The sequence below is a fragment of the Paenibacillus sp. 2KB_22 genome (assembly GCF_052115745.1).
Classification (GTDB): Bacteria; Bacillota; Bacilli; order Paenibacillales; family Paenibacillaceae; genus Paenibacillus.
Window position 1 is genome coordinate 118,591 of record NZ_JBFRHG010000002.1, and the last position, 24,346, is coordinate 142,936.

At 42.8% G+C, this 24,346-nt stretch carries 17 protein-coding genes and 3 pseudogenes; 16 read left to right on the plus strand and 4 right to left on the minus strand.

Going from position 1 to position 24,346, the window contains the following annotated elements; genetic code table 11:
- Positions 1-42 precede the first annotated feature (42 nt).
- The 9 genes and pseudogenes from AB4111_RS11475 to AB4111_RS11515 all read left to right on the plus strand — a co-directional run.
- On the plus strand, positions 43-1,644 hold the full coding sequence (locus AB4111_RS11475) for a glycosyl hydrolase (RefSeq protein ID WP_442031708.1): 1,602 nt from the start codon (positions 43-45) through the stop codon (positions 1,642-1,644).
- A 55-nt stretch (positions 1,645-1,699) separates the two neighbouring features.
- Positions 1,700-3,862: an alpha-galactosidase gene (locus AB4111_RS11480; protein ID WP_442031709.1), complete on the plus strand. Its 2,163-nt coding sequence runs from the start codon at positions 1,700-1,702 to the stop codon at positions 3,860-3,862.
- Between the two features lie 223 nt (positions 3,863-4,085).
- On the plus strand, positions 4,086-5,045 hold the full coding sequence (locus tag AB4111_RS11485) for an ABC transporter permease (RefSeq protein WP_442031710.1): 960 nt from the start codon (positions 4,086-4,088) through the stop codon (positions 5,043-5,045).
- Between the two features lie 14 nt (positions 5,046-5,059).
- Complete coding sequence (locus AB4111_RS11490; protein WP_442031711.1) at positions 5,060-5,998, plus strand: carbohydrate ABC transporter permease; 939 nt, start codon at positions 5,060-5,062, stop codon at positions 5,996-5,998.
- 93 nt (positions 5,999-6,091) lie between these two features.
- Positions 6,092-7,771, plus strand: a complete 1,680-nt coding sequence (locus AB4111_RS11495; protein ID WP_442031712.1) for an ABC transporter substrate-binding protein — start codon at positions 6,092-6,094, stop codon at positions 7,769-7,771.
- 32 nt (positions 7,772-7,803) lie between these two features.
- Positions 7,804-8,766, plus strand: coding sequence for a glycosyl hydrolase (locus AB4111_RS11500; RefSeq protein WP_442031713.1), 963 nt, complete (start codon positions 7,804-7,806; stop codon positions 8,764-8,766).
- Between the two features lie 780 nt (positions 8,767-9,546).
- A pseudogene (locus tag AB4111_RS11505) lies at positions 9,547-10,502 on the plus strand (IS30 family transposase).
- 125 nt (positions 10,503-10,627) lie between these two features.
- Complete coding sequence (locus AB4111_RS11510) at positions 10,628-11,650, plus strand: phosphotransferase enzyme family protein (RefSeq protein ID WP_442031714.1); 1,023 nt, start codon at positions 10,628-10,630, stop codon at positions 11,648-11,650.
- Between the two features lie 81 nt (positions 11,651-11,731).
- Positions 11,732-11,989, plus strand: a pseudogene (locus AB4111_RS11515) (IS30 family transposase); the annotation flags it as partial.
- 69 nt (positions 11,990-12,058) lie between these two features.
- Here AB4111_RS11515 and AB4111_RS11520 read toward each other — a convergent pair.
- Positions 12,059-12,712 (minus strand): stalk domain-containing protein, encoded by a 654-nt coding sequence (locus tag AB4111_RS11520; protein WP_442031715.1) that lies wholly within the window; start codon positions 12,710-12,712, stop codon positions 12,059-12,061.
- Positions 12,713-12,989: 277 nt separating this feature from the next.
- Here AB4111_RS11520 and AB4111_RS11525 point away from each other — a divergent pair, with 277 nt between their 5' ends.
- Positions 12,990-14,132 carry a hypothetical protein gene (locus AB4111_RS11525; protein WP_442031716.1) on the plus strand — a complete coding sequence of 381 codons (1,143 nt, stop codon included), beginning with the start codon at positions 12,990-12,992 and terminating at the stop codon, positions 14,130-14,132.
- 70 nt (positions 14,133-14,202) lie between these two features.
- Entirely contained in the window at positions 14,203-14,595 is a 393-nt protein-coding gene (locus AB4111_RS11530; protein WP_442031717.1) for a hypothetical protein, read from the plus strand.
- A gap of 738 nt (positions 14,596-15,333) precedes the next feature.
- Here the strand turns inward: AB4111_RS11530 and AB4111_RS11535 are convergent.
- A complete protein-coding gene (locus AB4111_RS11535; protein ID WP_442031718.1) occupies positions 15,334-16,599 on the minus strand; it encodes an IS110 family transposase in 1,266 nt (421 codons plus the stop codon).
- Positions 16,600-17,066: 467 nt separating this feature from the next.
- On the opposite strand from AB4111_RS11535, the gene AB4111_RS11540 reads away from it, so the two are divergent.
- Entirely contained in the window at positions 17,067-17,159 is a 93-nt protein-coding gene (locus AB4111_RS11540) for a hypothetical protein (protein WP_442032754.1), read from the plus strand.
- Between the two features lie 759 nt (positions 17,160-17,918).
- Here AB4111_RS11540 and AB4111_RS11545 read toward each other — a convergent pair.
- Positions 17,919-18,389, minus strand: coding sequence for a MarR family winged helix-turn-helix transcriptional regulator (locus AB4111_RS11545; RefSeq protein ID WP_442031719.1), 471 nt, complete (start codon positions 18,387-18,389; stop codon positions 17,919-17,921).
- A gap of 15 nt (positions 18,390-18,404) precedes the next feature.
- Positions 18,405-19,367, minus strand: a complete 963-nt coding sequence (locus tag AB4111_RS11550; RefSeq protein WP_442031720.1) for an oxidoreductase — start codon at positions 19,365-19,367, stop codon at positions 18,405-18,407.
- A 233-nt stretch (positions 19,368-19,600) separates the two neighbouring features.
- Between AB4111_RS11550 and AB4111_RS11555 the strand changes: the two genes are divergently transcribed.
- The 4 genes and pseudogenes from AB4111_RS11555 to AB4111_RS11570 all read left to right on the plus strand — a co-directional run bounded on the left by AB4111_RS11555 (position 19,601) and on the right by AB4111_RS11570 (position 24,340).
- Complete coding sequence (locus AB4111_RS11555; RefSeq protein ID WP_442031721.1) at positions 19,601-19,804, plus strand: hypothetical protein; 204 nt, start codon at positions 19,601-19,603, stop codon at positions 19,802-19,804.
- A 133-nt stretch (positions 19,805-19,937) separates the two neighbouring features.
- A pseudogene (locus AB4111_RS11560) lies at positions 19,938-20,141 on the plus strand (hypothetical protein); the annotation flags it as partial.
- A 1,684-nt stretch (positions 20,142-21,825) separates the two neighbouring features.
- Positions 21,826-22,836: a LacI family DNA-binding transcriptional regulator gene (locus tag AB4111_RS11565; RefSeq protein WP_442031722.1), complete on the plus strand. Its 1,011-nt coding sequence runs from the start codon at positions 21,826-21,828 to the stop codon at positions 22,834-22,836.
- Between the two features lie 511 nt (positions 22,837-23,347).
- Positions 23,348-24,340, plus strand: coding sequence for a molybdopterin-dependent oxidoreductase (locus AB4111_RS11570; RefSeq protein ID WP_442031723.1), 993 nt, complete (start codon positions 23,348-23,350; stop codon positions 24,338-24,340).
- The last annotated feature ends 6 nt before the right edge of the window (positions 24,341-24,346 follow it).

Consider the following 24,346-nt stretch of genomic DNA (forward strand, 5'->3'; position numbering starts at 1 on the left):
AAGCGATAACAGAAATGCCATGAACAGAGGGGAGGCAATAAAATGAAGGCAAAATCAGGTTCGCTTATTAGATGTTCAACATCAAATAAAACCTATTTTATGTTTGGATCGGCCATTTTCGTTCTGTATATCCTCATGTTGAGTTTTACTTATTCCAGGGTGGAAGCAGCTATTACGGTACCGGGATTTGTTGTTGAACCCTACACTTCTTCTGATCAAAACCAGGCCATAATTGCCACATTCAAAGATGCTTCAATCAAAGGGTACGGGATCAAGAAACGCGATGAGACAACAGCCAAAGCGGAGGACGATCTCTATGATGGTACAGGTTATATCTCTTATTTTTTTGAAGAGGATGAAAAGGCCACAGCTCAGAAGGGAAGCGCTACATTCCAGGTTAAAGCACCGGAAAATGGGCTTTATGAGTTAAGTTTGGGATACTACATCCCAGAAGGAAATGGGGATAAAGCGACTTCCATCCAAGTAAATGGTTCGGGAGCCGGCGAGCTGACGCTCAGTGCGCCAAAGCCAGGGACGGTCCGAGCAGAAAAAAAGATGACAAAGGTGCTTCTGAACAGCGGTAACAACTCCATTCAAATATTAAGGGGGTGGGGGTACTATGGCATTGAGTATATCAAGCTTGAACGTGTAGAACCCAGCATATCCACCCAAAAAACAAAGATGGATCCCTTAAGTAACTCCAAAGCATCTCCGCAAGCCAAAGCATTAATGAAATTTATGAGCAACCAGTATGGAAAAAAAATTATATCAGGTCAGCAAACCCTAGAGGACGCAACGTGGATCTACCAGCAGACTGGTAAGTACCCTGCACTGGTTTCCAGTGATTTGATGGATTATTCTCCATCCCGTGTGGAAAACGGAAGCACCTCGAATGAGGTAGAAAAGATGATGGAGTGGTACAAGCGTGGAGGCATTGTCTCCTTAAGCTGGCACTGGAATGCGCCGAAAGGGATCGGCGGCAATGAACCAGGTCACGAGTGGTGGCGGGGGTTTAATACAGAGTTCACAACCTTCGATGTAGAATATGCTCTGAATCATCCGGAATCGGAAGATTACAAGCTTTTAATCCGGGATATTGATGCGATCGCTACTCAATTGAAGCGGCTACAGGAACACAATATTCCCGTACTTTGGAGACCGCTGCATGAAGCGGAGGGCGGCTGGTTTTGGTGGGGAGCCAAAGGTCCTGAACCTGCCAAAAAATTGTATAGATTAATGTACGAACGATTGACGAAGAAGCATGGGTTAAACAACCTCATTTGGGTTTGGAACTCTGTTAAGGAGGAGTGGTACCCGGGAGATGATGTGGTGGATTTGGTAAGTGTCGACATTTATAATTCGCCCGGTGATCACAGCCCGAACATTGCCAAGTACGACGAGCTCTTGTTTCTGAGCAAGCATAAGAAACTTGTGGCACTCGCCGAAAATGGGCCGATTCCCGATCCTGATCTGCTGCAGACATACGGTGCACATTGGAGCTATTTCAATACCTGGACTGGCGATGTTCTGCGTGATGGAAAAACGAATACAAAGGAACATTTGAAAAAAGTCTACAATCATGACAACTTGATCACACTGGATGAACTTCCCAAGGGATTGTACGGCAGTCCTAGATGGAAATAGCATTCATTTTATTATTGAGCAGGAACAAACCAGTATAACAGGAGTGAGTAGTGTAATGGCCATTTATATTGACGAGTCACAGCATATTTTTCATCTGCAATCCCGTGTAACCAGTTATGTTATTCAGATCATAGACGGTTTTCCATTATTGGTATATTGGGGTCAACGGTTGTCTGAGAAAGGGAATTTAGAGAACCTTGTACCGAGGTTGGAAAAAAAGGAACCAGATTCTATGCCTCAGGAATATCCGCAATATGGAGCAGGTGATTTCAGGTCGCCTGCCTATCAAGTTCTGCTTGAAGACGGAAGCCGAATCACAGAGCTTCACTACAAAGGGTATTCCACAGGAGCCGGTAAACCGGGAATTGCAGGTTTGCCTTATGTGTACACGGAGTCGGATCATGAAGCAGATACCTTGGAGCTGGAATTGGAGGATGCATATTCAGGATTGACCGTTTTTCTACAATATAGCATCTTCATGGATGGGGCTATTACCAGATCTGCGTCCTTTAAGAACAATGGTCAGAGTACCGTCAAACTTTTACGTGCACTTAGCGCCAATGTCGATTTATACGGTAAGAGCAATTATGAGTTATTATACCTTGCGGGACACTGGGCACGAGAAGCACAGCTTCAGCGCAGGTCGCTGGGCCCAGGAGGTACAAGCCTTGGGAGTAGACGCGGAATGAGCAGTCATCAGCACAATCCTTTTGCGGCTGTGGTTAGCCCGGGTGCCGATGAGGAGCATGGTGAAGTATTTGCAGTGAATTTGGTGTATAGCGGTAATTTTCATGCTGAAGCAGAAGTCGATACTTTTGGAGTCGTTCGTTTGGGCATCGGGTTGAATCCGTTTGATTTTTGTTGGATGCTGGCTCCCGGCGAATCCTTCCAAACCCCTGAGGCTGTCTTGGTATATTCGAATGAAGGGATCGGAGGCATGTCCCGAATCTATCACCGACTCTATCGGAACCGTTTATGCCGCGGAGTGCATAGGGATAAAGAGCGCCCGATCCTTGTGAATAATTGGGAGGCTACTTATTTTAATTTTACCGCAGATAAGATTGAAGCCATTGCCGAAACTGGCTCTCAACTAGGGATTGAACTGTTGGTGCTTGATGATGGTTGGTTTGGCAAACGTGACAGCGACAACAGCTCTCTCGGGGACTGGGTTGAAGATCGTCGAAAGCTCCCTAACGGTTTACGTGACTTGGCTGAACGAATTGAACGTCAAGGCCTGCAATTCGGTTTATGGTTTGAACCTGAAATGATCTCACCCGACAGTGAACTGTATCGAAAACACCCGGACTGGTGTCTGCACGCAGAAGGCCGCAGGCGGACGGAAGCGCGATGGCAATTGGTGCTGGACCTTTCACGGCCGGAGATCCGTGATTATCTGTACAATGCACTAGCTGATATCTTTGCCAATGTACCTGTTTCCTACGTGAAATGGGACATGAACCGCCCATTGACCGAAATCTGCTCTGCAGCGGCTTTACCCGAAAATCAACAGGAGATTGCACATCGGTATATACTTGGACTCTATGAACTTATAAATAAATTGACTACTGCATTTCCGCAAATTTTGTTTGAGAGCTGTTCCAGCGGCGGAGGTCGGTTTGATCCCGGAATGCTTTATTACATGCCACAAACGTGGACAAGTGATAACACGGATGCCGTAGAAAGGCTGAAAATCCAATACGGAACAAGCCTTGTATATCCCGTTAGTACCATCGGCGCTCATATCTCTGCCGTTCCGAACCATCAAGTACACCGTGAAACCTCGCTTAAATTCAGAGGAGACGTCGCAATGTCGGGGAATTTTGGCTATGAACTTGATTTGACCCAGTTCACCGATGCTGAGAAAATCCAGGTGAAGGAACAGGTTGCCATGTATAAGGAACATCGATCCCTCATTCAACAGGGAGATTTATTTAGACTTCGAAGTCCTTTTCAAGGCAATGAAACCTCCTGGATGTTTGTTTCGGAAGATCAATGTGAAGCGATCGTATTTTATTTTCAAGTGTTAGCGAAGCCCAATCCTGCTACGGATGTTCTTCAGCTCAGAGGCTTGGAGCATACGTATACGTATGAGGTGAGTGGAGAGAGTGGACAAGTGGGATCATTCCATGGGGACCGTTTAATGCAAGCAGGATTGATTATCCCGCCTCTTACTGGAGATTACACCAGTGTGTGGTTCAAATTAAGAGCTGCTCATTGAGAAGATCAAGTAAATATATAATTTTTAATTAATAATATTCAAAGTCCTAAAAAGTCCTCTGCCTTGTCTAACTGCAGAGGACTTTTTATATACCACTTTTTTATGAAAACATTAATGAATTTGCTGAAAAGAATATAGATTTTTGAATGAAATTGTAATGGATCTCTGATATGTTGCCAAAATTGCAATCGCTTTATGATGAGAGAAGAAAGGGGGGGATGAAATGAAAGCGATAACAGAAGAGAAAAAGTTTCGCATGCATCAACAAAAAAAATCACAAAAGTGGAAAGTGTTCAAAAATCAAAAGTACTTGTACATGATGTCATTTCCATTTGTGATTTGGGTGTTTGTTTTTCAGTATTTGCCTTTATGGGGATGGACGATGGCATTTCAAAACTACAGACCGGGCAAAGGGTTTTTCGATCAGAAATGGGTTGGATTCGATCATTTTCAGGCACTTTTTCAGGATGAACACTTCTATCTGGTGCTAAGAAATACGCTGGCCATGAGCCTTATGGGACTGGTTGCAGGATTCGTGTTTCCAGTATTGTTCGCCGTGATTCTGAATGAGGTGCGGGTTCAGTTTATGAAGCGTTTCGTACAAACAGTTTCTTACCTGCCTCACTTTGTGTCTTGGGTCGTGGCCGCCGGAATCGTCATTAAAATGCTGTCAACCGACGGAGGCGCGATAAACGATTTGCTCTTGGGGCTGAATTTGATAGACAAGCCGATACAATTCATGGCCAAGGGAAATTTGTTCTGGGGAATAGTGACCGGGGCGGATGTTTGGAAGGAGACTGGTTGGAACGCCATTATCTATTTGGCGGCCATTTCGGGGATTGGACCTGAACTGTATGAGGCAGCGAGAGTCGACGGGGCCAGTCGATTAAGACAAATATGGCATATTACACTCCCGGGCATCAGACCAACCATTATCGTACTGTTTATTATGTCGATTGGCCATCTCGTTGGAATCGGATTTGAAAAACAATTTTTGCTTGGCAATCACATGGTCAGTGATTATTCCGAAGTATTGGATCTGTATGCGTTGAATTATGGTTTATCCATGGGGAGATATTCCTTCGGTACAGCTATAAGTATTTTTAACTCGGTAATTAGCGTGATTTTGCTGTTCGTCGTGAATGGCCTCTTCAAAAAATTCGCTAACGAGAGCATTATGTAAGAGGAGGAACAGACATGGAAGCATCACAGCAGACAACTTCTTCTGTCAAACCGAAACGACCGAAGATCGGCGCAAAATCTCCCCAAGACTTGATATTCGACACCTTTGTTTATGTATTCATAGGCATTGTCACTATTGCGACTCTTTATCCTTTTTTGAATGTGCTTGCTATTTCGTTCAATGACTCCGTGGATACCGTTCGGGGTGGGATATCTATTTTTCCTAGACAATTCACTCTGGAAAATTATAAGCTCATCTTTAGTTATGAAGGGTTGATCATCGGCTTTAAAATATCGGTTCTTCGAACGCTTATAGGGACACTCGCGGGACTTGTAAGTGGATCAATGGTTGCTTACACACTGGCTCGGAGAGAATTTCAGGGAAGACGCTTTGTTTCCGTATTTCTGGCGATTACCATGTATGTGTCCGGCGGGTTGATTCCTGGTTTTATCCTTATTAAGAATCTGGATCTGATTAATACATTCGCGGTTTATATTTTGCCCGGACTCGTAAGCGCCTTCAATATATTTATCATCCGTTCGTTTATTGATGGTATCCCTTATGCGCTGCAAGAATCAGCCAAGCTTGATGGGGCTAATGATTTCACCATTTACTGGCGTGTCATACTCCCGCTTACCAAGCCTGCACTTGCAACCGTAGCCCTGTTCCTTGCTGTGGGGCAATGGAATTCTTGGTTTGATACGTACCTTTATAATGGGTCAAATGATTCCCTGACAACCTTGCAGTACGAACTTATGAAAGTGCTTCAGAGTACGACTACGAATTCTAACAATATACGCGGGGAAAACATGTCTCAATTGATGTCGCAGGTGTCTCCTGACGCTGTGAAAATGGCGATTACCATCATTGCAACCGTGCCTATTCTCATTGTTTATCCTTTCTTGCAGAAGTACTTTGTTAAAGGCATGACGCTGGGTGCTGTTAAGAGCTAATGAGACACTGAATGTAAATGACTATGTATTCAAGCGATATGTTATTGGCCTGTTCACCTTAAATAATCTGAATCATGGGGAGTGTTTGTTTTGATGAAAAAGCGAACCCGAAAAACAACGGCAGCGATACTTTCAGCGGGTCTGTTACTCAGTCAGCTCGCAGCCTGCAGTGGAAGCAGTGGAGGGGAATCCGCCGCTGGAAACGGATCGGATCCGATTACGCTTACTTACTTTTCAGAGGATGGCAGTCCTAACTGGAACAATATGAAGGACCGCATAGGAAAAATCATTATAGAGAAAACAGGCGTCGTATTGGATGCTGAATTCGCAGTGGGTGACCCTGTGCAAAAGGTATCGATCATGGCTGCCACCGGTGAAGTTCCCGATCTTATAGCTGCAAAGGCTGATCTGGGCAAGCTCGTGGATGTAGGAGCAGTCCTTGACCTAACTGACCTAATTGATGAACATGCGCCCAATATTAAAAAAATGCTTGGCGATAAAATCGTCCGTGCCAAGTACAGTTTAGAGGATCAGGCCATTTATGCAATTCCAACCTGGTCTGCCATCGAAGAACGAAAGTTCAAAGCCGACGGTGGCTTCCAACTCCAGCATCGTGTTGTGAAGGAAGCCGGTTATCCCGAAATCCGTACAGTAAAAGACTATGAAAAGGTAATTACAGACTATTTGGCTAAACACCCAACAGATGAAAACGGCAATAAAAATATCGGACTCACCGTTAATGCGGATGACTGGCATATGTATCAGGTGACGAACATGGGATTCTTTACGACAGGAGCGCCTGATGATGGTGAATACTATGTGGATCAAGAAACATTCGATGTAACCTATCATTTCCGACGTCCGGAGGAGAGAGAATACTTCCGCTGGTTGAACCATATGAATGATATCGGTTTACTGGATAAGGAAAGTTTCGTGCAAAAGACGGATCAGTTCAAATCCAAAGTGTCATCCGGTCGTGTGCTTGGTCTGATCGACCCTGCATGGGATTATGGAGATGCTCAACAAGCACTGAAAGCTGCGGGCAAATTTGACCAGACTTATGGTCATTATCCAGTAACTTTGTCTGATGAGTATAAGGATACAAATTTCTGGTCCGCTGGTTTTGATGGGGGATATGGAATAGCGATTTCCAGCGAATGCAAAGATCCGGTAGCTGCCATCAAATTCTTGGATTACCTCGCTTCAGAAGAAGGTCAGATTCTGATGAACTGGGGGATAGAGGGACAAGACTATGTTGTCGAGAACGGAAAAAGAATTGTACCGAAGGAAGTTCAAGAAAAGATGGACCGTGAAGGTAGTGGCTACATGAAGGAATCCGGTCTTGGCCTGTATTGGAACCTTTCGGTTCATTATGGGGATGGCATTGAGGACTCGACAGGAAATTATTTTACGAAAACGAACAGTGATCTTCTGACAGCCACCTACAGTGCACCCGAAAAAGAAGCTTTGGCTGCTTACCAAGTCGAGCACTGGAGAGATCTTTTCCCGAAAGAAGAGGAGTTTCCTGAAAGGAAGGCAGGTGCGGTGTACAATATTGCACTGCCAAGCGATAGCCAGGCGACAATTCTAATGGCCAAAATGAAGGATATCACATGGAAACGAGTTCCTGAGGCTGTCATGGCCAAACCGGAAAATTTCGATAAAGTCTGGGATGAGTACATGGCTGAATTGGAAAAAGCAGGAGTAGAAGAGATGGAAGAGGCTTTTGGTCAATATGTGAAAGATCGCGTTAAGCTATGGAGTGGTCAATAACCATTCAATGATTGACAGAAAGGCAGGCAAAGATGAAAACGATACCTTGCAATCCTAATGCATCGGAAGAAGTACGGTCAGTGCTTAACTATTTGAGCGAGATTCAAGGAAAGGGCATCATTACAGGACAGCATACACAAACCATGGCGCAAGAGGAATTGAACTACGTTAATCAGGTAACAGGGAAATGGCCTGCGCTATGCGGATTTGAGCTCCTCGGTTATTCTCCAAATATCAATTATGACGATAGTGGTGAAGAGTGTTTGCTGGAAGTCGCTGAAAATAGGGATACACTGCAAAAAGCTTGGGAGTGGACGGAGAAAAAAAGAGGACTGCTTACGTTTACATGGCATTGGTTTTCTCCTCTTGGTGGACGGGACAAAAGTTTTTATACAGAACATACAGATTATGATGTGAGGAAAGCCATTGTAGAGGGGACCCAAGAACACAAAGCCTTGTTGTCCGATATGGACCATATGGCCGATATTCTCCGGGAATTTCGTGATAAACGCATCCCTATCTTGTGGAGACCCTTTCATGAAGCGGAAGGCACCTGGTTTTGGTGGGGGAGTCAAGGTCCAGCTATTGCGAAAGAGTTGTACCGTATGATGTATAAGCGATTTACGTATGATCATGGTTTGAATAATTTGATTTGGGTTTGGAACTCACCTTTAGTTGAAGGTTATGTTGGAGATGACGTGGTCGACATCATTTCCAGGGATATGTATCCCCCGGCCCATCAACATACCGATTTACGTGAGGAGTATGAGGAACTGGCTGGCGTCACACGGACTCCCAAATTGGCTGCCATCGGGGAGATTGGACCCATACCGAGCATCAGAAACTTATCCGAATCGCGTATTCCATGGTTATGGTTTATGACGTGGTCCCGTGATTTTGGTCAGACGGAGAAATTCACGACCAATAATGAGCTACGCAGCGCGTATCATTGTGACTATGCCATTACACTGGATAAACTGCCAAAGCTTTATTAAAAGTGTAAGGCAAGAGAGATAGCCGCTATATTAGTTAGCGGCTTTTTTCTAGTTGTCGTAGTAAAGTTAGTCCAGCTAGTGGGATGGATGGCACATACTCTATACTACTGAATACTTTGCAGACCAAATCGTCGGTCATCAAATGAGCATTTCGGGGGGGATTAATCAGAACGCATTATTCTGGGTGTTAGAAAAGATAGTAGCTCATTTTAGTGAAAACTTCTTTAAAACGTGGTTGAGAATTGCTGGAGAAGGACATTCTGCTTTGTAGTGGAAACTTGTCGAGGGACAAGAACATGGTCCCATTGAAAGTCGCTAATTTAGCGGCTTATTTGTTTTATCGGTACAAGTTCTTGTCCCGAGCCAAGGACAAGAACTTGTACCGATTGCCGGAATGGACAAGAACATGTTCCTATTGCCGATTAGGCGTGTATCTAATCGGTATTTTGTACGTCAATTCATTAAACTAACGGGCAGGTTAGTTAAAAACATCTCGAGATTCTAATTGATCTAAAGTAAACATTTATTGATATCTATTACATCCTTTGTTATTATTTGTCTGTTTGTTTGCAGTTGCTGGATTGATGTACTTATTAAGTTAACGAGTAAGATAGTTCCTGCTGGCGACAAGCGTGTGGTCTGAAAATTATAAGTTATTATACATATGACGAATTGTAATATGAAGTGCGACACCCTACTGAAATAAAAAAAATGGCTCACAGCCTGATTCGTGTAGAATGAAAGTTACCACACCAGCATTCACACAAGGAGAATCAGTCCATGAGTTATTCACATCTTAGCATAATCGAACGCAGCAAGCTAGAAATCCTCCACAGACAAGGCAAAAGCTCAAGAGCTATTGCAAAAGAACTGGGGAGACATTCGTCCACGATTTGCGCGAACTAGATCGTGCTAATTCATCGTATCCCTATCAGGCAGAACACGCTCAGAACGCTTATGAGAAGCGTCGTCAATCCTCTGTTTCTTCAGGTAAATGGTCAAGCACCTTAGCTGCTTCACTGGAGGAAAAACTGAAGGCAACGTGGTCTCCGGAACAGATCAATCAACGCTTCCGTACCGAAGGCTTGCCAGCAGTATCCTTCAAAACGATCTATCGCTGGATCTACGCAGGTCGACTGGTTCAAGGCACGTTACAGGTTCTTCGGCACAAAGGAAAGCGTCAGAAACCCGCAGAAACTCGCGGTAAATTTGCCATTGGCAGATCCATTTCGGATCGTCCCCAAGAGGTTCGTTCTCGTGAAACGTTTGGGCACTGGGAACTGGATACCGTCGTATCTAGTCGTGGGAAAAGTAAAGAATGCATAGCCACGCTCATTGAACGCAAAACCCGTCTATATACCGCCATTCTCATGCCTGATCGCACTGCTCTGTCTATGGAAATTGCGCTTGGTGTAGCCATCTCACAGTATCCCACAGGCACTTTCCTCACAGCCACGGCTGACCGGGGAAAGGAGTTTGCATGCTATGCCAATCTGGAAACAAGCCATGACCTGCACGTTTATTTTGCTGATCCATATTCGTCTTTTCAACGCGGTTCCAATGAGAATGCGAATGGATTGCTTCGAGAGTTTTTCCCGAAAGGCACCGATCTCGCTCAAGTCGAGGATGAAGATCTTGCCAGTTCACTAGATCCAATAAACCACAGACCACGAAAATGCTTGGGTTGGAGAACCGCTCACGAATCTTTCACAGAGGAACTGTCGCACTTGGTTTGATAATCTGTCGTAAGTATAGTTTAAATTAAATTGTTTATTACATATTTCCAAGCTTTTACTATCGTTATAATAACATATAAGAGAAGTAGTTAATTTACTTCATAAAAATTGCAGGGGGATAACAAATGAATGATTTTTTTAGATTTGATACTGATGAAGAACGGCGGGCGTTATTAATCAGAGCAAGGAAAGTCGCTTTATCTGCAATTCGAAAGTATGACGTAGAATGGGATAACATCCAGTTTATTCAACTATCCGGCGATACGATCACGTATAAAATTGAAACCAGTACAGATAACAATTATTTACTTCGCATTCATTCGGACCGATTAAGCAGAGAGGAAATTCGTTCGGAACTCCTACTGTTACAAGCACTGAACAAATCGAAAGATCTAAAAGTACCAGAAGGGATGGCAAATTGTGATAGTATTTATGTATTGGACATCGAAACAGAGACAGGATATAGGCGCCCTTATATAACGATGATGCGATGGATAGAGGGTGAAAAAGTTGTAGGTGAATTTACAGATAGTCACGCATATAATATAGGTGTATTGATGAGCAGGCTCCATGAAGCAGCAAAGGATTTCAATCCACCTTCTGATTTTGTAAGACCTACTTGGGGAGTAGAAAGTTTTAAACGTGAAATGGCTAAGTTGGAACGTTACTATGAGCGTTTTTTATCCGAAGAGGGATGGAAGCTGTATCAAGATGCAGCTGAGAAGGTTGTATCCCAACTTACCACGATGCATCCAAGTGAACATAACTATGGGCTCATTCATGCTGATTTACATACCGGTAATATGGTTTTTGAGGATAATCAACCCTATCCAATTGATTTTGGAAGATGTGGGTACGGATATTATCTCTACGATATGGCAGGCACCATATTGGAGCTTTGGCCAAAGCATCGATGGATGCTTATCCAAGGTTATGAGAGTATTAGGAAGTTGGAAACCGACTATATTCGGGATCTGGAATGTTTTTTTGTCATGTTCATGATCGAGAACTGCTGCCATCACGCCTCTGATCCAAGAGAAACAACCAGTTTAATCGATGAACAAAAGTATGCCCAAGCATACATAAGAGAATATTTAAATGGTAATCCATTTTTATTCGAAGTGATCGAGCCTGTAAATGTGGATTAATACTAACCGATACCGGGCTAAAATAATGATATCTTATGGTGATGATTTACAATAGGTCGCTGTTTAGAGTGTTTGTTCATAACATGCTATGCCAATCTGGAAACAAGCCATGACCTGCACGTTTATTTTGCTGATCCATATTCGTCTTGGCAACGCGGTTCCAATGAGAATGCGAATGGATTGCTTCGAGAGTTTTTCCCGAAAGGCACCGATCTCGCTCAAGTCGAGGATGAAGATCTTGCCAGTTCACTAGATCTAATAAACCACAGACCACGAAAATGCTTGGGTTGGAGAACCGCTCACGAATCTTTCACAGAGGAACTGTCGCACTTGGTTTGACAATCTGTCATATAAATAAAAAAGGAGCCTGTTTAAGGACTCCAGAAGTCTTGTACCGCGTTGGTTCTATTAAGAGTAAACCCAGTCAGGAATTTCCGTTTTGGTGTAATTGTAGGAGACGACTTTCCAACCAGAGCTATACTTGCTTACGTTAACTTTGTATGAGCATATGAAAATGTACCTTCCGTACTCGTCTTTCTGTCCAGTGCTAACGGTTACTACTGCTTTATCAGTTCCAGAGTAAGAGATTGAAAGACCGTAGTATGAGTTGTCTTTATCTTCAAAATATTCCTTAGAGTCTTCGTGTTTGCTCAATAAAGGTTTCACCAATTTGAAGACTTGGGTATTATCCAGTGTTCCAATATCGACAGTGATGTGTTCTGAACTAGCAACCAAATCAGTTGGATGCCAGACGATATGGTCTTGCTCAAAGAATGTTTCATTGAACTCTCGAAACTGGACGTACACTCGATTGTCAAACATTTTAACGTATTCCCCTAGCTTTACTTCCAACACTTTTCCATCTTTTTTAACAGTTGCAGCTTTAGTTTTCTGGTTCCAAGTTGTTACTGCGCCGATCTGATCACCCGCTGCTCTCAAAGGCATAAATACTCGACCATCAACCAATTTCCCATTGAGATGAACTGCCTCATCTGCATGAGCAGCTAATGGGTTAAGTAGTAAAGCAGTTGATAGGAGTCCGGCAATAATTTTGTTCTTCATGTTGATTCTTCCTTTCGAAAATCGGTATCTGTGATACCTACACTATCTTTAAATTCGATAATTATTATAGAGGTATTTGGTGAAGACAACAAGGGCACTTCTTTTCACCGTTCTGCGAGGCTGCCTGTGTTGGACCGGCAGCTTCATTACGCTAACGGGCAGGTTAGTTCAGTACTGATGTAGTAGAATACCTTTCATACTCAAAGAGTGGTTTTTCTATCTTACAATTTCAGATAAAATAATTTTAGACTACCTAAACCTGAAATGAGGATTTGTAATGAACCCATACATTCTCGATAGCACCTTGCTTGAGAATTTCAAGCAAGCCGTAAGCGATCATGACGATTTCCTGATTAATACATACAGAAACTACAACGGTAAAAACTTCTGGAGCATAATATGCTCAGCGAAGGACTGGCTCTCCGTCAGCGTGAACGGTTTGCCGCACATCAATCTGTCCCATCCTCATGACGATGTTCGTTCATTGAATGTTTTGCAGCTGATCACGACATACGATCTTGTTCTTCAATCGATGGAGCAGCTCCATCGTGTCTTCGAGATAGAATACCCGCTAAAGAAGGACGATTCGGTATTTAACGCGGCAGTTCCAGACGATGCGTACTTCGCGCAGATCCGGGCATGTTTTGGGGCACATCCGGTAGATTTAAGGAGTGCTGACGGAACCCCGCCAGACAAGAAGAGTACGGACAAGTACTTTGCTTCTTGGTCTAGTGATGTCGGGGGTGAGGGCGATTACGCGGTTTACCTCTACAGCAACAAGCCTGATGAGGTTCAACCGATTCGCTTCTCAATGAGCTTCGCCAAAATTTATGAGTATACGGTTATGCGATACGATCTCTTATCGAACGTGGTATGCGAAATTAAGAAAAAGAATGGTATCTTTGTCGAGAAGCAGCGGCAGCGAGAGATTGGGCGTAGTTCAAACATTTTCGAACAGCTTCAAATATTATTAGAAGAAAACAATGCTCGGATCGGTGATAAATCGGGGTATCAGTTTGAGATCGAGACGATGATCGAGCTGTTTACTGCTTCGCAGGACTTTCCTGAGCAAGAACGGCAAGAAGTAGCTAAGTACTTGAAGTCCCTTCACCTATTGGTTGATGAGCTATGCAAGGCACTTCAGGGCATGACATTTACAAATGAAGATGACGATACGGATTCCGAAGAACTGTCCCATTGGCATCTTCTGCATGCGAGACCGAGAAGGTTTAAAGAGGTATCCTACGACTTATCCAAAGTATTCGAGTACCTGCACAATCCGTATTATGAACCATCATTACTGGAGTATCATATCAAGCGTCTCGTCGGAGCAGGGGTCTTACCGCCTTTCGTAGACTTGGAAACAGACAAGCTTGACCTGCAGCTCCTGCTCTATGCGAAGCTTGCTGAGAATACTTGATCGCTTGTCCGCATTTCCACTTAATGGTATCGTAAGGGATATGTATTTGATGAGAGGAGAGGTGGGTTTCTTGGGTAAAATAACTCCTGAGGTTAGAGTAATAATTGAGAAGCACCAGTACAATAAACAACTGCGTAAATACTCGGATATGCACTTCTTTAACGATAATTCCTACTTTCGCAGGGTCAACTCCAACAAAGACGTTGAGCATGCAAGAGCAAGTATCTACAATCGGTTTGATCAATACAAGAAGGTATACCCTCTTGTCCGAGACGATATTGAGGATATGGAAAGAGCGGCAGCTCAGTTTGAAATTGCCGTAAGGAAGGTCATTCAAAATTTCGATAACCCTAATACGGACTTTAACTATTCCGTTGAAGAGCTTCAGGGATTGATTGATTCGGTCTTTGAATGCCAGGACAAAGTGAATGAAGCAGCTATCAGAAAAGCAATGCAGGACTAGCTCAACCCAACCACCCAGTCTCCAAGGGTGGTTTTCTTTTGCATTTTTTGCTCTCCCGAGCGTCAGAAATTTGTCGACAATCTTTCAAAGAGGAACGAGGTCAAAGCCTTAAATCGATCCGACAATACGATTATTAATGATCGGTATCTAATATTATCGACTTGTCAGGGCGCAGCTGGCACATCAAAGCGGTTGGCGGTAGTCGCTAAGCTCGTTGCTGAGGAATCAGTGTATTGAATATCGATCTTTTCGAGCTAACATTTAGGCTATCATATTTGGGTGTCTTCTGGAAATAAAGTTGTAGACTGAGAAAATAAAGTGTTAGACCGGAAAATAAAGTTCTAGACTGGCAGCGTCGGCGTTAAGCTCCCTCGAAATGATTCAGTATCCTCACTCTAGCTCATGAATTCGCAGGATTTCACCCTGTGGTAAGTGTGGGAGAAGAAGTCATGGAGGAACTTTTGGCCGGGTGAATAGAAAAGGGCATGCGTAAACAAAGGTGAGGCATCCATCACCCATATTGTTCCATATATTGCACGTCTCCACTTCGCCCTAGCGATTCTCGCTCCCATGTCTCAACGGGTCAAAGCCCTATCATTCCTTCGTCACATCTAACCAAGGGGGTGGAGGTCGGTCTTTCTAACGGAACGGGTCTCAAGCCCTTTTGCGTAACGTCTCCCGATACTCCGTGCTTCTTGAAATCCTGCGAATGCATGAGCTGGTGAGGATGGATTGGTTTTATGCTGCGTGTGAGAATACCTTGATCGGTTCGTAAGTTGTGCCGTTTTTAGCCAGAGCGACTAACATACGTGCGACTTTACCGCATAATTTCATAATGGATTTCATCTTCTTCAGCTTCTTTTCCTCTACGTTGTACCGATGTGACGCCCGAACTTCTGGGTTGGTCATGACCATGCTCATCGTCATGAGATAAAGAAAATGGCGTAAACGTGGCCGGCCTCGTTTGCTGAGCACCATCTTTCCTCGCCATTTCCCGGAACTAGCTTCAGCTAGATTTAACCCGGCATGCCGCAGTAGAGCGTTTCCGTGCGTGTAACCACTTAGATCGCCAGCCTCACCGAGTATACCCGCTAGACTCGTCGCATTGACGCCTCGTATTTTAAGCAGCTTCTGTGCATAAGGAATATGTTCAAGTATGAGATGGAGTTCATGCTTAATTTGTTCAAGCTGGCGCTGGGCTAGGTCATATTCTTCAAGCAATTGTCCAAGATGAAGCTTGTAAGCACGGAGTGCTTGAGTAGTGCCCACACTGGATTTTGCGAGTGAAATGAGTAACTCAGCACGTTTAACCCCAGCATGACGCTTTACAAATTGCTTCCAACCGCCAATAATCTGTTCCGTGTTTAAGCAACGGATCTCTTTCGGCAAAGGGAAGAGTCTGAGTGTTGCGATTGCACTGGTGCAAGTGAGGATTTTAAAGACCTGCCGAAGTTCAGGAAAAACAATGTCTACCCAGCGATGAATCTGATTAACCGCAGCGTTGAGGCGTTTGGTAACCGTCTCTCGGTTTGCCATAAGAATACGTAGTTCCTCATAATCTTCGGGATGAAAACGAACAGGGGAGTAGTAACCGTTTTTGACCATGTCTGCAATGACAAGTGCATCTTTATGGTCACTTTTAGACGGGGTATTATCCCGGTTTTCTTTATTCTTTTTGACGAGATGAGGATTAACCAGAACGGGCTCGATGCCTTGATCGAGGAGCCAGCGTGCAAGGCTAAACCAGTAGTGACGAGTGGGTTCCATACCAACTATGACGCTGCTAAGTTTGTAGGATTTGAGTAGATCTTGAACCCAACGTTCGAACAGATTGAAGCCTTCGCGATGGTTACCGAACTCAAGTGGTGTTCCCAGAGCAATCCCACGAAAGCTGACTGCACGAGCAACATGGACTTCTTGGGCGATGTCTACACCAATGACCAAGTGATGAACGGTAATGTTTTCAATGAGTTGATTTTGCTTGTCTTGTGCCTTAAACTTCATAGTAGAGCGACCTCCTGATGTGGATTTTAAGGGCTTTTGACCCGTTGCGTAATCCCATCGTACCGAGGCGCTCGTTTTTGTTCAAACCCCAAATTATTCGTTTTACAGGAATTCTAACGGGAAGGGATAGGCGCAGGCGTGCGATCTTATCATGCTTTCCTGCTTTGGATCTTGCGCTGACAGCATCAATATCTGGAATGCCAGTAGAAGGGTCCACGCACGCGACCTCGCGTTTTCCCGGAGGATCTATTCCTGTTTCTCTAGCTCCCTCAGTGACTGGATAAACGCTATGGTTAGCGCCCTGAGGTTTTTTGGTAATGTAAGGTTGGGATAAAGACGGTGTAAGATTCGGCCTTTAAGATTAAAATTGCATTCAAGAAATTCAACTTTAAGTAAGTGGCATTCCATGAAACTATATTGCAAACGGGAAGAGAAGTTGGACAATGGAAAGGAAGTACGAATACAGCATGAAGGGTTTTGATTCTAACGGGAAGGAAAAAAACCTGACCTTTACAGCATTCAAAGAACTGCGCAAGAAGCGTACCTGCGAATCTATGTGAAGGGAGGTGAAGTCAGCTCCTACCGGGAAATAAAGGCCAGTGAACTACCCGACCTAGCGAAGTAAAAGCTGGCCGCTGGCCGGAAATAATCTTCATACAGGTAACCCGGATGTAAGTACTAAACATTTAAATAAGGGAGAGAATTCAATAGTTCGAACAAACCTCAAATCTTTATCGCAAAAAACGTTGGCATGCTCGCTGGCTATTACGATTGCGGCCTGCCCCGTTATCAGCGCCTCTTACGCCTTGGCTGCGCCGGCAGCTTCATCCGCCCGGTCTGCCATGGCTGCAGGATATTGAAAAGAACAACTAATAGGGGGAGTACCAGCGTAGCCGTCATCAGGGGCAATGTGAATAGGAAAATATTACAGAACAATGAGGGCTGCTCATCTTATTTAGTGATAGTAACAGCATCAGGGATCCCCCAACAAAATTCAAAAAAACATACGCTAACGAGAATGACGAGATGCCATTTCTTGCCAACTTCCATCCGCAGTTCCTAGGGCGGCAGTACCAAGAAAAGGAATAAGCAAAGCAGCTCCCGGAAAACCCTGGGGATGTTTTGCTTAAAGGAAATGTGGCTATTCGCAGTTTTGCATTGCTTAGCAAATCCCAGTGTATAAATCCGACTTGATATGGAGCGAATTTGCTGAGCATCTTCTTGGGGTTCCGCCAACATATTAACGATAACATACACTCGGCCTTCGGTAATGATTGACTTTTAGGTACAAACTTCGGGGGGTACTCCCAGGCCCATTTTTACTCGTCTAATTCGTTATTGAGTTTGTTCATAATCTCTACCATTTTGCTTATGTTCATTATCATCTGTTTAACATCATCTTCTCCTAGATAGGATATTATTCTATCGAGCCTGTCGTTAAATTCATTATCTTTTTTAGCCAAAACCTCATGTCCTTTTGAGGTTAGCGTAACTATAAGATTCCGGCGATTGTTTTTATCTATATCTCTGTTTATATATCCTTTTCTCTCAAGCACGCCGAGCATCTGGGAAACTGCTGCTTTGGAGATTGACAGATATCCCCGAATGTCGGATAAACCGATATTACTTTCGGATTCAACAGAATTACCAGCGACTCCTTTCATTAAAACAATCTCCGCCATATTAAGGTCATTTGTATTTCCATTCGACTCCATTCCAACTCCGGTTACTAACATCTTTTTGAATTGAAATATTGAATGTATGAATTGAGTCTTTAAATTTTGATCCATCTTTATACTTCCTTATCAGGCGTCCAAATTTGTGGTTGACGCTATGTTATCAAAATTCATATTTGTCAATTGTTTTGAAACTTCCCATAATCTTTTCGCGGTATCCTCGTCTCTTGCCTGATTCGGTATTTTAGCCGGTGCGGGCAACCCTTTTGTTTCATTTGCGCCGCCAGGGCCGTAGTACTGCCCGCTTTTCGCTTCAAGGGATGTTGCAGCGAAAAGTGTTGGCAACGCCCCTTGTTCAGCTGACTGCATTAAAAATCCTCCAAACAAGCGAAGGAGAAGTGGTGCTTTACTTTGCTCGCTTCGTCCATTGTCGACCAAATCCGACCTGGATAAACCTGGATGGGAGGCAATGCTCATAACCCCCCACCTCTGGGCTTCGCTGCGTTTGTGAAGTTCAAGTGAAAACATTAAATTAGCTAGTTTTGACCGCCCATATACTTGCATGGGTTTATATTCACGTTCCGATTGTAAATCATTGAAGTTAATTATACCGTATTTGGCGGCAAGGGCGCATACATTGACCACACGAGGGTTGTGCCCTTGTTGCAATAGCGGCATAAGCTGACCCGTTAACGCAAAATGCCCGAGGTGATTTGTGCCGAATTGTAATTCAAAGCAATCCTGAGTAACCTGCCGTTTCGGAACCGTCATGACTGCAGCATTATTAATAAGAACGTCTAACCTTTGGTATTTGTCGCGCATTCGTTTTGCGGAGGCTTCAATGCTGGCAAGGTCGGCAAGATCAAGTTCTTCAAAATGAACATTTGCCGAATGAATGCTTGACCGAATTTTTGTTACTGCTGCCTCACCCTTACTCTTGTTTCTACCCAACAGGATCACCTGCGCACCTGCATTGGCCAGAGCTTGAGCGGTTACAAAACCTAATCCCCCTGTACCGGTAACGGCAATAAGACGATCTTTCTGGGAGGGAATATCGGAAGTCGTCCATGCACATTGTTTATTTGTATTCATAATTTAACTCCTTCTATTGAATTAAGTAAGCAGTTATATTTCAACTTTTGAACAGTTAATATGTTTACAGTATATATATTAACTGTATGAATATCAATAGAGCTCTTGTAGGGAAACTTTTGCTATAAGCGTAGTCGTAAACCCGTGGATGCCGCTCATTGACCGTTCTTTTGCTTCAAAATTTCGCACTTATACTGACCAGTTTGTCCCACACATTAAGAATGATAATTGTAATGGGATACAGAACTACACCAGCGAGGTATATGGTACGGGTGGTCTTATCCTACTGGCCAAAACTGTTGAAGAAACAAGGATATGGGAAACGAATTCTATCCCAAGGCTTTAACCGGCACGATTGGCCTGGTTGCATCCGAATTGCCGATTCCAATCATGGTTATAAGCTGCTGGCCGTGTATCTTGTTGAGGAGAAAGCCTGAATAAGAACAATGGTAGCAAGGAAGGCGCTCGTGCAAGGTTGTAATCATATAAATTTCAGTTGGAAATGATGATTTCACCCTGATGTAATGATTTGTAAAATAAGGATATTGAATAGAACAAGGAGAGGTTCCCATGACAAAACCGGATGTACCGTACCATCCACAGCCAATAGGATATAGCCATAAAATCAATGATCCATTCTGGTCACATTATATTGAACTGGTCCGCAACGTGGTTGTTCCCTACCAATGGGAAGCGCTCAATGACCGTATCGAAGGAGCTGAACCAAGCCGGGCCATTCGGAATTTCCGCATCGCTGTAGGGGAGGAAGAGGGCGTTCACCTCAGACAAGAGATATTATGTTTTGCACAATTTTATTTTAAACAATAGACAATCTTTGGGGGCGTAGCCGTCGAGCGCCGCTAAGATATGTACAAACACCTTCAAGTGATGGTTACCTTGTCGTTAGATATGGTAATTAACTTGGAGGTGTTTTTTTAGGGAACTTTGTGTCATTATTAGTGTTGAATTGTCGATGGACAAGAACATTGTTCCATTCATAGTCGCTATTATAGCGGCTTTTTTTTGTTTTAAGGAACCAAGTTCTTGTCCCAAGCCGAGGACAAGAACATTGTCCCATTGCCGAAAAGGACAAGAACAATGTGTCATTTCGGATTAGGTATTTATCTAAATAGTAACATGATGGAACTCCTGTCGCGAGATAAGAGCACATTAATATAAGTCTTCACTTGAATAACGATTTTTTTGTATCACGAACTAGTTTTTTCCGACATAAGGCAAGAACTTAGTGCCATTGCTGAAAAGGTTAAGAAGATAGTACCAATGTCGACGAAGATCGTATAGCGGATTTGATTGTAAGCGATATTGATCGCAGCAAGCTGGGGCGTCGGCCTAGCGGACGATATCTCGCATAGACAGACGCATCGACACCATGCTCGGCGACGATGTCACGCGCGATTGCAAGTAGATACTGTAGTTTTTCTGGCATCGGCTCACATGGTTGTCTCGACAAACGGATCAGTGATCCGATATAATCGAATCACTGATCCGGATAAGGGAATCGGTAACTGGATCAGTGAAATCCATAAGATACAGCAATCTGTACAAATGGGCCAGAGACGCTGTCCAACACAACTGTCGGGGGACAAGAACATATTCCCATTGAAGTCGCTATTTTTTAGCGGCTTTTTTATTTTTCGGTACAAGTTGTGTCCCGAGCTGTCGTGGTTCAAGAACATTGTGCCATTTCCGAATAGGTAATTGTCTAAATAGTATTATGGATGGAGATCATGCTGATATGGACGCTATGGTAAGTGAGTAAGACTAAATAAGAGCAGTTTGCCGTCGCGGCAATTGCTTCTTCTCATTCAGCTATCGGGAAGGTTAGTTCAATAAAACTGCATTCAACTCATTATATTGGAAAAAATAAAATTCCCAATCACGAGGTGATTTTAAAAGTAATTTTGACATTCGTTTTAGTGCTTGGATTAACTTTGCTGTTCGAACTCCAACCTCGGGAAAAGAAATTCCGCCGTTAACATACACAACTCAATGTTCGTTAATGCAGCAGGCATTGATTATTGAGTTGCATCCTCAAATATTGAGTGCACTTCAACAAAAGTACCACAATAATTTTATGTTCCGGAACGGCGAGCGAAAATTAAAGATATAGCAAGCGAGCTGTCACCCAAGCTTCAACGCGACAAAGTTGCACAACTGAGTTTTCCATATGCTTTGGAGTTTTACTTTGTACTATAGTACTATTATAAGTAAATTGGGAACTAATTTGATTATATCCGTGAATGGTTCACTCTACGACGACTAGCCCGATTATTGGGTTTTATTAAGGTTCCACCTCTTGTTTAAACTTCAAAGAAAGGATTCTATAACGTTTCATAATTTCGTATTCAATTTGAGTGAAATATCTATCTCTACGAATGCAAGGAAAGTAATGTTGGTGTCTAGAGGTGATCACAACACAGATAAGGAAGGATTTGTAATGAAGAAAGATATGAATATACAGGAAGTCGCACGCTTGGCAGGTGTATCTGTCGCTACGGTTTCCAGAGTACTAAATAATAGCCCAAAAGTTAAAGAGCTTACTCGCATGAAAGTGCTAGATGTGATTCAGAAATTCGATTACCAGCCCAACCTATTAGGAAGAGACTTAAGAAGATCAGAAACAAAGAAGATACTCGTGTTAACTTCCGCATTAGAAAAGCCAATTCTTGCTGATGTTGTTAAAGGAATCGAAATTTGTGCTAAGGAACATGGGTATTATGTTTTAGTGTGCCCGACTTCATATAATTGGAATAAAGAGCAAGAACTTATTCAAATGTTAAAGAATCGACTTGCTGATGGAGCAATTACATTCAGTACAGCTCTAAGTGAGCTAGAGCTGAGTGAAATCAGCCAAAAATACAACATTGTTCAATGTTGCGAGTATAAGAAAGCCCCTTTCACATGTTCGGTATCCATTAATGACGATAAAGCAGCTTTTGATGCAGTTAATTACTTGATCGAACTGGGACATCGACGAATTGCACTTATAGGTGATAATGATCCGTTATCGAGATCATCAACTTTACGTAGAGAAGAAGGATATAAACGAGCCTTAGAGAGTAACGAAATTTCTTTCAGATCTGATTTAGTGAAGTATGGTTGTGATTACATGGATGGGATAAAATTAACGTATGAACTTCTAAAAGTTCAAGAGCCTCCAACAGCTATTTTTTGCTTGTCCGATATTCTCGGTGTCGGTTGCATTAATGCAATTAAACAGTACGGCTATTCCGTACCAGATGACATCGCTGTAGTAGGTTTTGACAATACAAAAGAGGCTTTGATGTCTGTTCCTCAACTTACGACAATCCATCAACCTAAACATGAGATAGGGTACAGCGCGATGGAGTTGTTAATCCATAACATGACTAATAAACATAAGAAATATTTTAATGTAATGCACAAACATGAGATCATTGTTCGAGAATCAACAAGAAAAACGAAGTGAACAAATAAAATCGACTTAGACAAATTGTTAATGTTTAAGTCGATTATTACTTATTTTAGCTGATATCAGAAATCTATAGAACTATTTTTCCAATTGAAGATACGAATATTGACATATATTTCGAGCTAACATATATTATGTGTACATAATAATGTAATCCGTTACATTGTATAAAGTATTATTAATATGTTCATATTTTTCAATTAATAAATGTAATGGATTACATTTTTAGAATGCACTTTATACCTAATAAAAAAGGCTAATTGTCTTGCAGGGAAAGGGAAAAACTCCTTATAACTTGTAGTGTATATATTATATGATTAAATATGTATTACACGGTATGAATCACAGTGAACTATAATAACAGCTAAGAAAATGAATATTCTGATAGAAATGAAATTACGACATCAGGAAGGATAGATGAGGAGGAAGAAATGAAACAGCAAAAGCACATCCTTAGTCACTATGTTGGGTCTTCGCCATGGTAAATTCCTCAAATGGGAAGCTCAAAATGAAGTTTTCAGGATATGGGCTTGTACAAAACCGTGACCCACTTGTTCATGAGAACCGAATTACTAATGAACGTGACCTGTTTAAAGTTTGGCATCTAGGTATCCCTGACATTGTCGATTCTAGTCAATGGGTCCTAAACCTTACTGGCCTTGTGGAACATCCATTACAATTTAAACTTTCGGATTTACAATCCTTGCCGCAAACATCAGTGACAGCAATTCATGAATGCGCTGGAAGTCCGTTAAATCCAAAAGTGCCTCAAAGAAGAATTGGAAACGTTGTGTGGGGCGGAGTCAAACTTTCTGATTTATTAAAAGAGGTCAATATCCTGAGCGACGCAGCCTATGTGATTTCTAGAGGAATTGATGAAGGGGTGTACAACAACGTTTATTACTCCAATTATGAAAAGGACCTTCCATTGGATAAAGCCTTAGATCCTAATGTATTAATTGCTTTAACCATCAACGATGAACCAATTACGGTAGAACGTGGTGGTCCCATTCGACTTGTCGTCCCAGGATATTATGGGACAAACTCAACGAAATGGTTAACGGATTTAATCATTTCTAATGTCCGAAGTTCTAGTGCATTTACCACCAAGTACTATATGGATCGCGAAATGGTCGATGGCGAACTAAAAGAAACACCAGTTTGGGGAATTCAACCCAATTCAATTATAGTACATCCTCAAAATGGTCAAACGGTCAAACTTGAAGAAATTACAATTTGGGGTTGGGCATGGGCTGAATCAGCTATTGATGTGGTAGAAGTATCTGTTGATGGGGGTGAGACTTGGCAACAAACAAATGTAGAGCCCAGATCTAACATGGAATGGCAGCGCTTCAATTATACATGGATGCCAAAATCCGTTGGTGAGTACTGTATTATGTCGCGAGCCAAGAACATCGAAGGTTTCAACCAACCCATAACGCTCAAGCGCAATCAGGTAACCAGAGTAATGATTTTTGTTGAGCAATGTAGTGATTTGTAAGTGGGA

Excerpts from the sequence above, each read along its gene's own strand:
- AB4111_RS11570 (WP_442031723.1), top strand. The coding sequence starts at position 23,348 with ATGAAGTTTTCAGGATATGGGCTTGTACAAAACCGTGACCCACTTGTT.
- AB4111_RS11525 (WP_442031716.1), top strand. The coding sequence starts at position 12,990 with ATGAACCCATACATTCTCGATAGCACCTTGCTTGAGAATTTCAAGCAA.
- AB4111_RS11480 (WP_442031709.1), top strand. The coding sequence starts at position 1,700 with ATGGCCATTTATATTGACGAGTCACAGCATATTTTTCATCTGCAATCC.
- AB4111_RS11500 (WP_442031713.1), top strand. The coding sequence starts at position 7,804 with ATGAAAACGATACCTTGCAATCCTAATGCATCGGAAGAAGTACGGTCA.
- AB4111_RS11535 (WP_442031718.1), bottom strand. The coding sequence starts at position 16,599 with ATGAAGTTTAAGGCACAAGACAAGCAAAATCAACTCATTGAAAACATT.
- AB4111_RS11565 (WP_442031722.1), top strand. The coding sequence starts at position 21,826 with ATGAAGAAAGATATGAATATACAGGAAGTCGCACGCTTGGCAGGTGTA.
- AB4111_RS11510 (WP_442031714.1), top strand. The coding sequence starts at position 10,628 with ATGAATGATTTTTTTAGATTTGATACTGATGAAGAACGGCGGGCGTTA.
- AB4111_RS11485 (WP_442031710.1), top strand. The coding sequence starts at position 4,086 with ATGAAAGCGATAACAGAAGAGAAAAAGTTTCGCATGCATCAACAAAAA.
- AB4111_RS11550 (WP_442031720.1), bottom strand. The coding sequence starts at position 19,367 with ATGAATACAAATAAACAATGTGCATGGACGACTTCCGATATTCCCTCC.
- AB4111_RS11490 (WP_442031711.1), top strand. The coding sequence starts at position 5,060 with ATGGAAGCATCACAGCAGACAACTTCTTCTGTCAAACCGAAACGACCG.
- AB4111_RS11495 (WP_442031712.1), top strand. The coding sequence starts at position 6,092 with ATGAAAAAGCGAACCCGAAAAACAACGGCAGCGATACTTTCAGCGGGT.
- AB4111_RS11540 (WP_442032754.1), top strand. The coding sequence starts at position 17,067 with ATGAAGGGTTTTGATTCTAACGGGAAGGAAAAAAACCTGACCTTTACA.
- AB4111_RS11545 (WP_442031719.1), bottom strand. The coding sequence starts at position 18,389 with ATGGATCAAAATTTAAAGACTCAATTCATACATTCAATATTTCAATTC.
- AB4111_RS11555 (WP_442031721.1), top strand. The coding sequence starts at position 19,601 with ATGGGATACAGAACTACACCAGCGAGGTATATGGTACGGGTGGTCTTA.
- AB4111_RS11475 (WP_442031708.1), top strand. The coding sequence starts at position 43 with ATGAAGGCAAAATCAGGTTCGCTTATTAGATGTTCAACATCAAATAAA.
- AB4111_RS11520 (WP_442031715.1), bottom strand. The coding sequence starts at position 12,712 with ATGAAGAACAAAATTATTGCCGGACTCCTATCAACTGCTTTACTACTT.